The organism is Pseudomonas sp. SWRI99 (genome assembly GCF_014270125.1).
GTDB classification, from domain to species: Bacteria; Pseudomonadota; Gammaproteobacteria; order Pseudomonadales; family Pseudomonadaceae; genus Aquipseudomonas; species Aquipseudomonas hamedanensis.
Window position 1 is genome coordinate 102,665 of record NZ_JABWQR010000017.1, and the last position, 15,962, is coordinate 118,626.

Sequence of the window (15,962 nt, forward strand, 5' to 3'; positions counted from 1 at the left end):
TTCACGACATTCATCACTCAGAAAACACAAAAAAAGCCTTCGGCTTAACCTTCTCAGGCGGCGAATTCCCCAACGCCTGATCCATCAAACTCCCCGCCTTATCCTTATCCGCCGCCCCCGGCAACACCGGCGGCTTAATCCCAATCCCAGTCCCCGACCCAGCCGAACCCCCCGCATTGATCTTGATCACCGGCCCAACCACCGTAACCCCACCGCCATCCAGCTTGATAAAGCTCCCACCCCCAAGAATGGTCAGCTCCGTCCCCGCCTCAATAACAATCTTGTCCCCAGCCTTGAGATGAATCTCTTTCCCCACACTGGTCAGTTGCGCCGTCCCCAGCTTCACATGCTGGTTCTGCCCAATCGTCAAATGATCATCCAGCTTCGCCTCAACCTTGCGGTCGGCGATGGTGGTGCGGTGCTCCTCGGCCTTGAGCTCGGTGTAGGTGTTCTTCACCACCGTATCGTGGCGTTCATTCCCGACCCGAATCTTCTGGTCGTGCTCGACGTTTTCATCCCAATCCCGCTGGGCATGAATGTAAATCTGCTCCGCACCTTTCTTGTCTTCAATGCGCAGTTCGTTGTAGCCACCGCCACCCGGAGAGCTGAGTGTCTTGAACACGCTGCGCGTCTTGTTCGCCGGCAGTGCATACGGCACCGGGTTTTCCTTGTGGTACAGGCAGCCGGTTACCAGCGGTTGGTCGGGGTCGCCTTCGAGGAAGGTGACGAGGACTTCCATGCCGATGCGCGGGATGGAGATGGCGCCGTAGCGGTCGCCCGCCCAAGAGCTGGAGACGCGCAGCCAGCAGCTGGTTTTGTCGTCGGCCAGGCCTTCGCGGTCCCAGTGGAATTGCACTTTGATGCGGCCGTACTGGTCGCAGTGGATTTCTTCGCCTTTGGGGCCGGTGACCATGGCGGTCTGGCTGCCGAGCACGCGGGGTTTCGGGTGTTCGAGGGCTGGGCGGTAGAACACGTCCCACGGGATGGCGAGGAAAGTGTTGCGGTAGCCCTGGTGGAAGTCGTCTTTTTCGTCCGTGGTGTCGCTGGTCACGCCTTCTTCGAGCACTTGCGGCTGTTTGCCTTCGTGGAAGATCTCGGTGAGCAGCCACAGGTCGTTCCACTCGCTGCGCGGGTGATCGGACATTTCCATGAATTGGCCGCTGACCAGTTTGGTCTGGTCGCCGCGACCTTCAGCCTGACGATAGTCGGCACGGTGGCGTTCGAGGGCGCGCTGGCTGAGGAATTTGCCGCGCGCGCGGTCGATGAAGCGGCCGGGGTAGTCGTAGTCTTCGAGATCCGGTTCAGTGCTGTCGCCATCGGGTTTGTACGCGGCTTCCATTTGCAGGCGCGGCTTTTCGAAATCGTAGTCGCGGCGCGTGGTGCGGCTGGTGCGGGTTTCCAGGCGTAGCTTGAAGGCTTTGATCACCGGCTCGTCGGCGACCATGCCGCTGCCCTGCACATAAGCAGTTGGCTGCCCGAGGTTCTGGAACACGGTCTGGTCGTCGCCGAATACCAGCAGGTGAGCTTTTTCGCTGTGCTGGAAGTGGTAGTGAATGCCTTCTTCTTCGCACAGGCGCTGGACGAAATGCAGGTCGGTTTCGTCGTACTGCACGCAGTAGTCGCGATCCGGGCATGGCTGGCTGAGCTGAAAGCTGTACGCGTTGCCCTTGATGCCGTGTTCTTCGAGGATCAGCGCGATGATTTTCGGCGCCGACATCTGCTGGTAAATGCGCTGGTTGGTGCGGTGATGCAGGTATTGCAGTTGCGGCACGATCGAGACTTTGTAGCGGGTCAAGCGCTTGCCGGCATCGCCCTGGGCGACGCGGTAAATCTGCCCGTGAATGCCCGAGCCTTGTGGATCGAATGCCAGAAACGCCTGCTTGTGCAGCAGTTGCTCAAGATCCAGATCCGGATTTTCGCTGACCAGTTCGAGGTCGAAACGATACGCCTGGCTGATGCCTTCGGTGCCGGTGAACGACAGCACTTGCAGGTCGCCGACGTAGTCTTCGACCTTGAGGCTGAAGTGGGTTTCGTTAGCTGAGTTGAACATCGTGTGCTCCCTGTTCGAATGTCATCCGTTACGCCCGAAGTCGCAGACGTTGCAGCCAGGACGAAGTGGCGCCCAAGGCGTCACGCAATTGTGCGGCAGTGATGTTGCGCTCTGCCGGATTGAAGCTCAGCGCGGTCTGCAGCGCTGACCAGCCGTGTTTCGCTAGATTTTTCGGTGCGTGCAGCTCGCGCTCCAGGTGCTCGTCGCGGGCCTGGGTCGAGGGCAAGCGGCGGAAGGGGTGTTTGCCGCTCGCCAGCTCGTAGATCACGCAGGCCACGCCGTATACGTCCGCGCTGGCCGACAAGGGTTGGCCTTCAAGCAGTTCGGGGGCGGCGTAGCCCGGGGTCCAGGCATTGAAGCGCTCGCGGCTCAGGTGCGGCAGGCCGGGCAAGGCGCCCTCTTCTGCCTGCCCCAGGCCGAAGTCGAACAGGCGCAGGCCGTCTTCGCTGAGCATGACGTTGCTCGGTTTCAGATCACCGTGCAGCACGCCGCGACGGTGGGCGTAGGCCAACGTGTCGAGCAGCGGCAGGACGATGTCGCGCAGTTCTTTCCACGGCAGGCCGAGGGGCCGCTCGCAGAGCAATTTGTCCAGGGTCAGGCCACGCATGTATTCCATGGTGATGAAGGCCCGCTGGCAGTCGGTGTCGACTTCAAAGGTGTGCGCACGCACGACGTTGTCGTGGCGCAGACGCCGGGTCAGGGCGAACTCGCTGTAGAGCAAGGCACTGGCGTCCGGCGATTCGGCAAATTCTTCGCTGAGGATTTTCAGCGCAACGTAAGGGTCGGGATCGCCAAACTGCTCGTGCAGCAAATCCCGCGCCCGGTAAACGGCGCCCATGCCACCGGCCCCGAGCAAGCGCTCGAGGTGGTAGCGACCGGCGAGTACATCCGGCAGCGCGCCGATGCTGGCCTTGGTCGGCGCCAGCAGCGGTTCGGCCTTGTTGCCCTTGGCGAAGGCGAAGTAGGTCAGGTTGTTGGCCTGTTCTTCGCTGATCAGCAGGTCATCGATGGGCGATTCGAGTTCACTCATTGGCGGATCACCACGGCAGTCAGGTTGTCACGCGCAGCGCCACGCAGGGCGCCGTCGAACAAACGTTCCAGCGCCACGTGCGGCGCGCTGAGGCTGAGGGCGTTGCCGAGGGCATCGCTGCTCAGGCCCTGATACAGACCATCGCTGCAGAGCAAAAACGCATCGCCCGGATAGACCTCGAGTTCGAGTACATCCAGGGTCAGTGTTTCGGCGGCGCCAACGGCTCGGGTCAACGCCTGAGCCGCCGGGTGCGCTGCCGCTTGCTCGACGCTCATTTGCTGCTCGTCGATCAGTTGCTGCTGCAGCGAATGGTCCTTGGACAGCTGATACAGCCGCTGCCCGCGCCACAGGTAGCAACGACTGTCGCCGGCCCAGATGCAGGCCGCGCGATTGCCTTCCACCAGCAATGCCACGACGGTGCTGCCCATGATGCTGTCGTGGCGTCCGGCGGTGACCGTCAACTCCTGCCCCAAACGCCGGTTCAGCCAGTGCAGGCACTGGCGGATGGCTTTGAGGCGTTCGTCGAAGTCCTCGTGTTGCGGCAACTCAGCCAGGCTGGCGACGATCAACTGGCTGGCGATGTCGCCACCCTGATGACCGCCCATGCCGTCCGCGACCACCCACAGCCCATGCTGCGGGGAGTCGAGGAAGGCATCTTCGTTGCGCGCCCGCACCTTGCCCGGGTCGGTACGCGCCGCGCTGCGCCAGGGACTGGCCACCAGCATCAGAGCTGCACCGGCATACGGAAGGTGCGCAGCACGCCCAGGTCAAACGGGTTCGGCGAGCGCTGGCTGGTCAGCAGGTAGTTGGCGCGCAAGCCACCTACGTCCGCCTTCAGCACCAGCACGTCGCGACCGGTCAGGTACTCGGTCTGCATCAGGTCGAACAGACGGAACAGCGACCAAGGGCCGGAGTTCTTCTCGATACCGATCGGGCGCCCGGCCATCTTGTCCATGACCAGGCTGGTGCGACCGTCTTCAGCATCGGTCGGCCACTTGAAGGTCATTGGCAGGATCGGGCCGTGACGGTATTCCATGGTCTTGTCGCCGAACTTGAATTCGGAACGGCTGACCGCCGGATCGAGGGTGTACGGCTCCAGCTTGAACTGCACGGTCGGCTCGGCCGGGTTGATCGAGAAGAAGCTCTGACGAATCGTCAGCGCAGCGGCCATCTGGTCGAGGTAGACCTTGGACACCGGCAGGCTGTGACCGTCGACGCTGCGCATACGGTAGTTGCCCGGATCGCCGCTGACGAACGGACGCATGTAGCTGTCGAAGAAACGGTCGACAATGCCCTGCGCCTTGAAGAACTCGCGGAAATCGCTGATCGAAACATCGCTGGTGCTGCTCGCGCTGAACGGATAACGCTTGCTGATGGTCTTGCCATACACGCTGTACAGCTCGTTCTGATAACGACCGTTCAAGTATTGGTAGGCATCGTTGAGTACCAGGCGCCACGAGTCTTCGGCCAGCACGTTGAACCACACGCTCAGCGGACGCGGCAGGCGACCGGACGCGTTGCGCAGGTTGGTCAGCGCATCACGCTGGCCGCTCATGCGCGTCTTGGCCATTTCAAACGCAGCCTGTTCCGGCGTGCTGGAGCGAGCCAGACCGGCCAGTTGCAGTTGCAGGTCGTTGAGCGCATTGAAGGCTGGCGTCAGGTCAGCGCCCGGGCCGTTGTTGTCATCGAGCAAACGATGCAGCGGCTCGAAGCGGCGTTGCAGGGATTTCTTCGCAGTGTCCGGCAGGTTCTTCGCCACGTTCAGCGCCGAAGCCTTGTCGGCGGCAGCAGCGGCAAGTTTGCCGACCTTGCCCAGTTTGCCCTTCTGCCCGGCCAGCGCATCGGCGGCTTCGCCGGCTTCATCGACCGGATCGGCCGCGGCTTCGAAGCGAGTGTTTTCACGCACTTCGGTGAGCAACGCGAGTACCGGCGAGTTGGCCGAAGTCAGGCCCGCCAGTTGCTCGGCGCCTTCGCCGGCGTCGCTGATCGGCGGCAATGCCACCTGCCCAACAGCTTCGCTCCAGTAGTTGGCGTAGTCGCGGAAGTACAGTTGCTCCAGCTCGACCATCAGGCGACGCAAGTCCATGTCGCTGATGCCCGCGCCTTCGCCCAGCACCCAGTTGTCACGCAGGATATCGGTGACCAGCGCCGCGCCCTGTACCGAGAAATACTGCTGATAACCCTGCTGGGTGTAGAAACCCGGGATCACGTATTCGGTGCCGATGAACAGCGAGCCTTGTGGGCCCAAGTGTTGGCTGAAGCGATAGTCCGGCAGGTTGCGCGCCTGCTCGCGGAGCATGCGGTAAACCACGTTGGCCAACGATTCGCTGCGCAGAACCTGACGTGCCTGTGTCACCAGTTGGTCGTTCAACGGATAAATGAACGGCTGCTTGAGCAAGCGCTCGAGGTGAGTGTTCAGACCGTTCTGCACCGCGGTGTTGCCGGTGTAGCGCTGCGACCAGTCAGTGGCGATCCAGTCCTTGAGCCACGCCGCATCGCGACGGTCCTTCATGTTCAGCATCAGGTACGCGCGCAGGCTGTTGAGCAGGCGATCGCGGTCCTTCATGTTGGCGCGAATCTGCCCTTCGAGCAGGGTAGCCACCCGTGGCAACAGTTGCGCTTCAAGCTCACGCTCGTAGGCAGTCTTGACCACCGGATTGATGTCTTCGCCCTGATACAGGCCGCCACGCTCGTGGTACGACACGTCGCTTTTGCTCGGGAACACCTGGGTCGCGGCGTAACTCGTATCCAGGACTTTCAGCACGCCCATGGCGTCATCGCGCGGCGACACAGCCGAGCGTTGCTGAGTCCAGTTCTGCGCCAGCGTGCGCAGGTTTTCCAGACGCTCGTAGTTGGCCGAGAAACCACCGGCCCAGAGCATACCGAACAGCGCCAGTGCTGCCAGTGCGCCGACGTACAACGCACGCTGGCCCCAATGAATGCGGCTGCGCTCGCGCTTGTCCAGACCGGCCAGATCGGCTTCGGGGAAAATCACCTGGCTGAGCAAGTGGTGGATGAAACGCGAACGGCCGCTGCGCAGGGTCGGCAGCACACCGGCGTTCATGCCGAGGCTGGCGCCGATGCCGGCGGTGGTCGAATCCATTTCCTGGGTCAGGTGCGGTGCGCTGGTCAGGTAGAAACCGCGCAATTGCGTGGCGCGTTGATAACGGTTGCCAGTGAACGCCATGTCGACGAACAGGCACAGGCGCTCGCCGATCTGCCCGAGTTGATGCGGGAAGTCGAGGATGCGCCCACGGCGCTGAGTGTCGCGCTCGGAGTGCATGCGCATGATCACTTGGCTGTTCAAGCGTCGCAGCAGCTCTTCGAACTCGTTGCGCAGAACCGCCACGTCGGTGCCGACCTGATCCTTACGGAAACTGGTGCCGAGCACTTGATCGCTTTCTTCGCGGGTCAGCTGATCGAAGAACTCGTCGAAGCCCAGCAGCTTGTCAGCCTTGCTCAGTACCAGATACACCGGCACGTCGACGTGCAGTTTCTGATGCACGTCTTGCAGGCGACTGCGCACCTGACGCGCCAGGGTGTCGATGTCCTGCTCACTGCCGCCGGTGAGGGTTTCCACCGGAATGGTCACCAGTACGCCGTTCAACGGACGACCGCGACGACGCTTGCGCAGCAGCTCCAGCAGAGTGGTCCAGGCGCTGCCATCAACTTCGGCGTCCGGCTGAGTGGTGTAGCGCCCGGCGGTGTCGATCAGCACACCGTGGTCGGCGAAATACCAGTCGCAATGACGAGTGCCGAGGGTGTCGCGGGTCAGCTTGCGGTCGATCTTGTTGATCGGAAATTCCAGGCCGGAAAAATCCAGCAGGCTGGTCTTGCCCGAAGCCTGCGGACCGATCAGCAGGTACCACGGCAAATCACTGCGCCAGCGCTCGCTGCGGCCGCGATACAGACTCGACGTTTTCAGGGTTTTCAGTGCGTCCTTGAAACGCGCCTTCAACTCCTTCTGCTCTTCGTCGATCAGCTCTTCGCGGCGAATGCGGTCCTGGCCATCCTCGCTTTCTTCCTCGGCTTTCTTGCGGATACCGGCGCGCCAGCTGACGAAGACCATGGTCAGGCCCCAGATCAGGAACAGCACGCTGATGGTCAGCAGGCGCGAGGTCGCGCTTTCCCAGAACTTGTAATCATCGACCGCCAACAACGGGCCGACGAACCACACCAGCAGCGCCACGAACAGCACCAGCAGCAAGGTCCAGACCCAGGTCTGGCGCAGGAAGGCGCCGACTTTCTTGAAAAACTTTTTCATCACACGTCCCTGTTTTACGGCTGCGCCTGCGGTTGGACCGCGGCTGGATCAAGCGGCTGATAAGGTTGCAGAACGGTGTCGCGCTGCTCGCCCAAGACCCAGGCGAAGCCCGAATACATCACCACCAGGCAGACCAGTGTGAACAGCACCACCATCCACGCCGGCACGATGCGCACCAGATTGCGGCGCTGATCGTTGAGGCCTTCCCAGTGCGGCGACAACTCGCGCGGCACGTCGCCACGCAGCTGACGAATCTGCCGATACAAGGCGTCGCGGATGCCTTCGAGCTCAAGCATGCCGCGCGCCTGGACGCGGTACTTGCCCTCGAAACCGAGGGACAGGCACAGGTACATCAGTTCGAGCATCGGCAAGTGCTTGACCGGGTTTTTCGACAGCCGATCGAGCAGCTGGAAAAACTTCTCGCCGCCGAAGGTTTCGTTATGGAAGCTGCTCAGCAGGCTCATCTGCGACCACTCGCTTTCGTTGCCCCACGGCGTGGTCACGACAGCTTCGTCGACTACGGTGCAGAGCACGTAACGCGCGGCCATCACCTGGCTGCTTTCGGCGCCGTTGTGCAAGGCGCGCACTTCGAACAACTTCAGCCCGGCGGTCAGGCGCTCGTTGAGCGCATACAGATCTTCGCGGGTTTCGCTGTGCTTGAGGCGCACCACTTCCGAGAGCAGTTCGGACGAGGCCGCGACCAGCGAATTGAGGCTGATGTTGAACGCCTCTGCCGGGCGCAGGCGCGCGGCGTAGATCATGCGTTCTTCCAGTTGCTCGAAACGCGGCGGCGCGGCGAAGTCGGTCAGCGGACTCGACGCCGGCCCGTGGCCCTGACGGTCGAGCAGAACGGTTTTGTCGTCCTGGTTGTAATCCGTTTCCTTGATCATGTCGGTCAGTTCCTGATGGCCCAGAATTTCAGTTCAAGCTCGGCGAATTCGCCGGACACGTGGAACGCGAAACCGCCGGAGCGCTCGAGTTGTGCCAGGTCTTCGGAACTGAGTTCGAGGATGAAATAGGTTTTGTTCGAGTGGAACGCGATCTGCCGCGGGGCCACCGGCAACGGTTTGACCTTGATCCCCGGCAGGTGCAGGTTGACCAGTTGGCGGATGCGCTCCACCGGGCCGACCTTGAGGTGCGCTGGCAAGCGGTGGCGCAGTTCTTCGGAGTCGCAGTTGGCACTGGCCGCCAGCACGAACGAGGCCGAGCCGAGCAGTTTGTGGTCGTGCAACGGCGACACAATGATGCCGTACTGACGCGCCTGCAGAATCAGTTCGATGGCGTGCTGTTCGAGCACCATCGACAGCACCTGACGAATCGCTTCCATCAGTTTGCGGAAGCTGCCGCCCTGGTCCGCGTGGGAATAGCGGCTGTCCAGACGCGGGCGTTTGCTCTCGCCGGAGAAGGTCGCCAGATCGCCGAGCATGGTCAGCAGCGTGCGGTACAACTCTTCGGGATGCACCTGCTCAAGGCCGAGGTAATGGCGCAGCAGCAGTTCGGTGCGGTTGATCAGTTGCAGCATCATGAAGTCGCCGACTTCGGCACCGCCAACCTTGCCGTTGGAGCGAATCCGCTCGGCAATGGTGTCGCCACGGTGGCTGAGCATGCTGATGACTTCTTTCAGGCACGACAGCAGATAGCTGGAAGCGTGGGCCTGAATGTAGGTCGGGACGAAATCCGGGTCGAGGCTGATCACGCCATCGGGCGTGGTGTCGAGCACGTCGCAGATCTTCAGCTTCACGTAGGCCTGATCGCTCTGCTGCTCGCCGAGCAACAGTTTGAAGTCCGGGCGCCCACAACTGACCTGACTGGCGGAATCGTCGCCGGCGTTGGAATCAGCCACCTCGGCGTCATACGCGGTGTAACGCGCCAGCACGTCGGATTGCTCCGGGCGACGGGCCTCGATGTGGTTGCCGGTGACTAGTGGCAGCGCCAGATAGATCGGCGTGTTGCCGGTGTTCGGCGGCACGTCCAGCGCCAGCGGTTCGGTGTTGCCACCGAGTTCGAACAGGCTGCCGTCCGGCAGAATCCCCGAGGCTTCACTGATCACCAGTTTGCCCATGTTGAGGAACTGCAAGTCGATCTCCAGATTGAGAAAACCCCAGGTGTAGCCACCGAGCAACTGGGTGCGGGTTTTCATCTGGTGATCGTAATAACGATCGTTGTGCTGGAAGTGCTGCGGTCGCAGCAGCATGCCTTCCTGCCAAATGACTTTATGGGTGTTCATGATCAGTCATCCGCCTTGGCGAGCACTTGTTGGGTATTGCGGATACCGGCCTGATCGAGGGTCAGATCAGCTTCGGTGAGTTCCAGCGGAGTGATCTGCACGGTGTAGCGCCATTGCGTTTCCGGCAGGTCACGGTAGGCAGCGAGGACGCCCACGTAACGGCTGCCCTCCTCCACGCTGAGCTTCATTTCCACGGTTTCACCCGGGCGCAGTTCGAGTTCTTCGCTGGCCACCAGATCCGGGTTGAGGGATTCCTTGGCGCGCTCGTAGAGGCTGAAGAAGTCAGCATTTTCGAAGGTCACCGGGTGCTTGAGTTCGAACAGGCGCACGACAATCGGCGACGGACGACCGTTGAGGTCCGGGTTGAGCTGATCGCTGCCGGTCAGCTTGAGGTTGAGCTTGGTCACTTTCGAGTACGGCGACAGCGACGAGCAACCGGCAAGCAGCACCAATAAGGTGAGCGCAGTCAGCGTCTTGAAAAAAGCGGTCGAGCGGCGAGACATGCGCATCATCCTTGGTGGTCGGTGTGGAGGGTGGAGATCAGGCGGATCTGTTCTTCGTAGGCCTGGGCGAAGTCGCGGGCCAGCAGACGCTCGCTCCAGTCATCGTCCTGACGCAGGGCCTGGTGATAACGGCCGAACGCTCTCCAGCGCCCGCCCGAAGTAGCGATCAACGGCTTGCTGTCGCGCTCGAAACGCAGGGTCAGTTGCTCTGGCGAAAAATGCTCCAGAGTGCCGCGTACGGCGGCGCGGCTGGCGGTCAGCAAGGCCACTTGATGCGCCTGCAAATCACGGAACGCGCGGGAAATCGCTTGCTCGGCCGGCAGGTGCCCGGGCTTGCTTGGCTGCAACAGAATCTCCAGTGCTTCGCTCGGATCGACGGCGAATTTCAGTGGATTCTTGTTGGTGCCTTGTACGGTGGTCTGGGCCAGACGCAATTCGTTTTTCAGCTCCGAGCGGGTGCGCAGGCTCTGCTGCAAACCACCGATGCTCTGACGCAGCAGGCGCGCGGCGTTGAGCGCCAGGGCTTCGCGTTCGTCGTGGCTGAGGCCTTTGACGTCCACGCCCAGCGCCGCACCGAAATGCTCCCAGAAACCTTCACTCTGGCGCTCAACGGCTTTGGGCGCCGGAGCAGGCTCAGGTTCGACGGGGGCAGCGATCAGCTCCGGCACCATCAGGCTTTCCATGTCGATGCGTGCGTAATCGGCGCGCTGACGCGAGTCTTCCGGCTTGGTATTGGGCGCCAGCAGCTCGTCGATTTCCGAGTACACGCGCTCTTGCTGTTCGAGGGCATTGAGCGGGTCGAGGTCGAGGAACGCGTCGTCCGGAATGATGCTGCCGGCAGGCCGCGGGCGACCGACCTCGCCGTCAAAGGTGGCTGGATCGCGCACCAGTCGCGCGCGTATCTCGAAGTCGCCGAGAACGTAAGTGCTGCCGTGCTCGATGCGCACCGGCTCGCCCTTGTGCAGGCGCGCGCCGCTGCCGCCGTCCTGGACACCGTTGCTGCTGGTGTCGGTGAGGAAGAACGAGCCCTCGCGGTAACTGACAATCGCGTGGTGGTTGGACAGGTGACGCTTGCGGTCAGGGATGATCCAGTCGCAGTCCTCGCCCCGCCCGATCACGCCGCCGGCCTGTTTGAAGGTCCGCTGGCACGACTCGGTGGGCACGAACTGCTTGGTGTTCAGCATTTCGAAAACCAATTCCATGTTTGATGCTCCTTGCGGTCACTTGCCGCGATTGACCGCTTGCGGATCACCCAACGGGCGATAGTCGTTGTCGTTGAATTTGTAATTGCCGCTACAGCCGCCAAGGCCGCATAGAACGACGAGGGTCAGCAGGACAGCGTGCCAGTGACGAACAGACATCAGAGGGTCTCCAGGTGTAGACAAAGCACAAAGCGCCGACCCTTGCGGGCGGCGCCGTTAATAGCGAATTCATTGTTTTGCGAGGCTCTGAACCGGGGCCTGGAGCCATGCCGGGGAGGAGCGACAACCTCCTGTGGCGAGGGAGCTTGCTCCCGCTGGGCGGCGAAGCGGCCCCAAAACCAGCCACCGCGGTGCTTCAGGAAAAACGCGTTTACCGAGCTACGACTGCTGCGCAGCCGAGCGGGAGCAAGCTCCCTCGCCACAGGTAATCTGCAAGCTCTAAGCAAATCATTGGCCACAGAAAGGCGGCTCGCCGCAGAGATCAGCGCCAGATCAACCATCAAAGTCACCCAAATTGATATTCAGGCGCCCGAGGCGGTACAGCAGCGTGCGCCGCGGCAGGCCCAGTTCGCGGGCGGCGAGGGTCTGGTTGCCATCGTTCTTGCGCAGGCAATCGAGTAGCAAAGTGCGCTCGACCTGCTCCAGCCGTTCGCGCAGATTCAGGCCGCTGTTGTCCTCGGGCATCGGTTCCAGACGCAGCGAGAAATGCTCGGCGAGCAACTCGCCGCCTTCGCATAAAAGCACCGCGCGTTCGACCAGTGCCTTCAGCTCGCGGACGTTGCCGGGGAAGGTGTAGCCGCACAGGTGTTCCAGCGCGGCGTCCGACCAGCGCACCGGATCACGTTGCAAGAAGGTGCAGGTTTTCTCGGCGAAGTGACGGGCCAGATCGAGGATGTCGCCTTCGCGCTGACGCAGGGCCGGTAGCTCGATCGGGAATTGCGCGAGGCGGTAGTACAAGTCCTCGCGGAATTTGCCTTCGCTGACCAGGACCGCCAGGTCACGGTGCGTCGCGGCGATGATGCGCACGTCGATCTTGTGCGTGTCGTTGGAGCCCAGCGGACGGATCTCGCCTTCCTGCAGCACGCGCAGAATCTTCGCTTGCAGCGACAGCGGCATGTCGCCGATTTCATCGAGCAGCAGCGTGCCGCCATTGGCCGCGTCGAACAGCCCGGCACGATCGCGATCGGCACCAGTGAAGGCACCTTTGCGGTAGCCAAACAGTTCGCTTTCCAAGAGATTTTCCGGGAACGCCGCGCAGTTCTGCACGATAAACGCCTGAGAGCGACGCGGGCCGCAATCGTGAATCGCCCGCGCAACGACTTCCTTGCCGGTACCGGTCTCACCGCGCAACAGCACGGTGTACGGGCTGTGCAAGACTTTGCTGATCAGCGAGTAGGTCTGGCGCATTGCCGCGCTTTTGCCGATCAAACCGTAGCCACTGATGCTCGGCACACTGCGCGTGACGGTGGCCGATTCAGCCAACGGCTGGCGCAGGCGCTGCAGCAAATGCAGCTGACCGAGCACGAACGAGCCGAGCTGGCCGAGGGAATCGGCAAAGCCTTGCAGGTCGGTGCGATGGTGGCTGGCGCACAACAACAGACCTTCAACCGCCTTGTGCTGATTGACCAGCGGCACGCACAACAACGACTGCCACGGCGCGGCCGCCGCCGGCAGGAAACTGGTCTCGTGCAGGCTGGCGCTCAGGTCATCAAGGCACACCACGCGGTTCTGGCACAGGGCGAATTGCAGCAGTTGCTCACCGTTATAGTCCGCCGGCAGGCTCGCCGCCTGGCGCGGTTGCAGCGCGCCGTCGAGGCACTCGGCGTTCATCCCCAGGCAGGTGTGAGTGGCGTCGAGCAGGTACAGCTGAGTCAATTCGCAACCGCTCAGTTCAGCCAGACCACGGACGAATTCACCCAGCAACGCAGCACCGTCCGCCGCCCGCGACAGACTGGCGAACTGCGCCAGCAACGCTTCGGCGTAGACCAGTGGCTGCGGCACCTGAGTGAACATCACGCCCACCTCAGGCGAACTCGCACATCACGCTGGCGTTGCCGTCGAGCGTGGCATGCACACGCTTGAGGCTTTCGCCGGTCGCCATCGCGTCGAGCAGACGATCGGCCACCAGCGGCAGCACGTGCTGATCGAGCAAATGGTCGATCAGGCGCGCGCCGCTTTCGCTTTGCGTGCAGCGCTCGGACAGGTGATCGACGAGGTTCTGGCACCAGCTGAATTCCAGCTGACGACGGTTCAGACGCTCGCCGAGACGGCCGAGTTTGATCTCGATCAGCTCGCGCAGCACCGGGCCGCCCACCGGGTAGTACGGCACTACTTTCATCCGCGCCAGCAGCGCCGGTTTGAAGTGCTTGCTGAGCACCGGGCGAATGGTTTCTTCGAGCACTTCGGCGGTTGGCCGCGCGCCGTCTTCGCAGAGGTCGCTGATCTTGTCGCTACCCAGATTCGAGGTCATCAGGATCAGCGTGTTGCGGAAATCGATCTCGCGACCTTCGCCGTCGTTGGCCACGCCCTTGTCGAAGATCTGGTAGAACAGGTTGAGCACATCCGGGTCAGCCTTCTCGACTTCATCAAGCAGTACCACCGAGTAAGGCTTCTGGCGCACGGCTTCGGTGAGCATGCCGCCCTCGCCGTAACCGACGTAGCCCGGCGGTGCACCGATCAGGCGCGAGACGGTGTGCTTCTCCTGGAACTCGGACATGTTGATGGTGGTGATGAAACGATCACCGCCGTACAGCAGGTCAGCCAGGGCCAGCGCGGTTTCGGTCTTGCCGACACCGCTCGGGCCGACCAGCAGGAACACGCCGACCGGTGCATCAGGCTTGTTCAGACCGGCAGCGGTGGCGCGCATCGAGCGGTCCAATGCGTGCACGGCTTGTTCCTGACCACGGATACGCGTGCGCAGATCGGTAGCAAAACTGGCGACCTTGGCGTTGTGCTCGCGGGCCAGTTGCGCCAACGGCACGCCGGTCCAGGCGCTGATCACTTCGGCGACCAGACGCGGGCACACTTCGAAACTGACCAGACGTTCTTTGACTTGCGCAGCGGTCAGCGCGGCGTGGGTTTCATGCAGCTGAGCTTCTAGCGCTTCGACGCTTTGGCCTTCTTCGACTTCGGCGGTCACGGTTTCGATCACAGTGCCTTCGGCGTCTTCTTCAACGCTGACGGTCGGCTCGACGGCTGCGGCTTCGCGGGCCTTGGCCAGTTGCTGACGCAGCTCCAGCAGGCGCTCGGCCAAAGCTTTCTGCTCAGTCCACAAGGTTTCCAGCGCGACCATTTCGCTTTCGGCTTCGTCCAGCCGCGCTTCCAGTGCGTCCAGCGCTTCGTGGTCGATCAGCAAACCGGCCTCGGCATCGCGACGCAGAGCCTGGCGTTGACGGCCGCCTTCAGCCAGTTCACCGCGCAGGCGCTCAAGGCTTTCCGGGGCAGCAGCAAGGCTGATGCGCACGCGGGCGCACGCGGTGTCGAGCACATCGACGGCTTTGTCCGGCAGTTGCCGACCGGCCAGATAACGAGCGGACAATTCGGCGGCGGACACCACCGCGTCATCGCGCAGGTAAATGCCGTGGCTCTTTTCATAGACCTGGGCCAGACCACGCAGAATGGTCACCGCTTCGCTGACGGTCGGTTCGTGCAGTTGCACTGGCTGGAAACGACGGGCCAGTGCCGGATCTTTCTCGAAGTATTTCTTGTACTCGGCCCAGGTGGTCGCGGCGATGGTGCGCAGTTCGCCACGGGCCAGCGCCGGTTTCAGCAGGTTGGCCGCGTCGGAACCGCCAGCGTTGCCGCCAGCGCCGATCAGAGTGTGGGCTTCGTCGATGAACAAAATGATCGGTTTCGGCGAAGCCTTGACTTCGTCGATCACGCCTTTCAAACGGCGCTCGAACTCACCTTTGACGCTGGCGCCGGCCTGCAACAGGCCCATGTCCAGCGACAGCAACTCGACACCCTTAAGCACCTGCGGCACTTCACCGGCAGCGATGCGCGATGCCAGACCTTCGACAATGGCGGTTTTACCGACACCGGCCTCACCGACGACGATCGGGTTGTTCTTGCGACGACGGGCAAGGATGTCGACCATCTGCCGGATCGCACCGTCACGGCACAGCACCGGGTCGAGTTTGCCGTCGCGGGCCTGTTGGGTCAGGTTGTGGGTGAAGCGCTGCAACAGCGATTCGCCCTGCGCCGCCGGTTTGCCATTGGCCGCCGGTTGCTCCTGTTGCGACAGGGCAAATTCCTTCAGGCGATCGATGTTCAGCTTGGCGAGCAGCGGCTGATAACGGCTGCCGGCATAACGCATCGGGTTACGCAGCAAAGCCAGAATCAGCGCGGCGTCTTCAACCTGGGTCTGGCCCAGTTCAAGGTTGGCCACCAGCAGCGCATCTTGCAGCCATTGCACCAGTTCCGGGGCGAACACCGGGTTGCGTGAAGCGCTGTGCTCGACCCGCGATTGCAGTGCAGCGGTGAGTTCACCGGCATCGACGTCAGCATCTTGCAGGGCGCGGCTGAGCAAGCCGTTCGGACGCTCCAGCAGGCCAAGCAGCAAGTCTTCTACAAGAATCTTGCTGCCGCCACGGGCGACGCAACGCTCGGCCGAACGTTCCAGATCACGACGGGTTTCGGCGTCCAGCGCCTGGATGAGTTGTTGCAGGTCTACGTTGATCATGGCTC

General features: G+C 62.3%; 11 protein-coding genes. All 11 read right to left on the bottom strand.

Annotated elements, in window-relative coordinates:
* Nucleotides 1–13 precede the first annotated feature (13 nt).
* Nucleotides 14–2,050, bottom strand: a complete 2,037-nt coding sequence (locus HU743_RS15705; RefSeq protein ID WP_186649595.1) for a type VI secretion system tip protein VgrG — start codon at nucleotides 2,048–2,050, stop codon at nucleotides 14–16.
* 28 nt (nucleotides 2,051–2,078) lie between these two features.
* The gene (locus HU743_RS15710; protein WP_186649598.1) at nucleotides 2,079–3,080 is read right to left on the bottom strand and encodes a serine/threonine-protein kinase; all 1,002 of its coding nucleotides are present in this window, start codon (nucleotides 3,078–3,080) and stop codon (nucleotides 2,079–2,081) included.
* Nucleotides 3,077–3,805 (bottom strand): PP2C family serine/threonine-protein phosphatase, encoded by a 729-nt coding sequence (locus tag HU743_RS15715; protein ID WP_186619281.1) that lies wholly within the window; start codon nucleotides 3,803–3,805, stop codon nucleotides 3,077–3,079. Before HU743_RS15715 ends, HU743_RS15710 begins: the two co-directional genes overlap by 4 nt.
* Complete coding sequence (gene tssM / locus HU743_RS15720; protein WP_186619282.1) at nucleotides 3,805–7,344, bottom strand: type VI secretion system membrane subunit TssM; 3,540 nt, start codon at nucleotides 7,342–7,344, stop codon at nucleotides 3,805–3,807. The genes HU743_RS15715 and tssM overlap by 1 nt, the downstream gene beginning before the upstream one ends.
* Before the next feature lie 14 nt (nucleotides 7,345–7,358).
* Nucleotides 7,359–8,234 carry a type IVB secretion system protein IcmH/DotU gene (gene icmH, locus HU743_RS15725; protein WP_186546071.1) on the bottom strand — a complete coding sequence of 292 codons (876 nt, stop codon included), beginning with the start codon at nucleotides 8,232–8,234 and terminating at the stop codon, nucleotides 7,359–7,361.
* 5 nt (nucleotides 8,235–8,239) lie between these two features.
* Complete coding sequence (tssK, locus tag HU743_RS15730) at nucleotides 8,240–9,571, bottom strand: type VI secretion system baseplate subunit TssK (RefSeq protein WP_186546073.1); 1,332 nt, start codon at nucleotides 9,569–9,571, stop codon at nucleotides 8,240–8,242.
* A gap of 2 nt (nucleotides 9,572–9,573) precedes the next feature.
* Nucleotides 9,574–10,074: a type VI secretion system lipoprotein TssJ gene (gene tssJ, locus HU743_RS15735; protein WP_186546075.1), complete on the bottom strand. Its 501-nt coding sequence runs from the start codon at nucleotides 10,072–10,074 to the stop codon at nucleotides 9,574–9,576.
* Nucleotides 10,075–10,079: 5 nt separating this feature from the next.
* Nucleotides 10,080–11,276, bottom strand: coding sequence for a type VI secretion system-associated FHA domain protein TagH (gene tagH / locus HU743_RS15740; RefSeq protein ID WP_186649600.1), 1,197 nt, complete (start codon nucleotides 11,274–11,276; stop codon nucleotides 10,080–10,082).
* A gap of 18 nt (nucleotides 11,277–11,294) precedes the next feature.
* On the bottom strand, nucleotides 11,295–11,435 hold the full coding sequence (locus HU743_RS15745; protein ID WP_003229566.1) for a hypothetical protein: 141 nt from the start codon (nucleotides 11,433–11,435) through the stop codon (nucleotides 11,295–11,297).
* Between the two features lie 333 nt (nucleotides 11,436–11,768).
* Entirely contained in the window at nucleotides 11,769–13,289 is a 1,521-nt protein-coding gene (locus tag HU743_RS15750) for a sigma 54-interacting transcriptional regulator (protein ID WP_186649602.1), read from the bottom strand.
* 10 nt (nucleotides 13,290–13,299) lie between these two features.
* Complete coding sequence (gene tssH, locus HU743_RS15755) at nucleotides 13,300–15,957, bottom strand: type VI secretion system ATPase TssH (RefSeq protein ID WP_186649604.1); 2,658 nt, start codon at nucleotides 15,955–15,957, stop codon at nucleotides 13,300–13,302.
* Nucleotides 15,958–15,962: the final 5 nt, after the last annotated feature.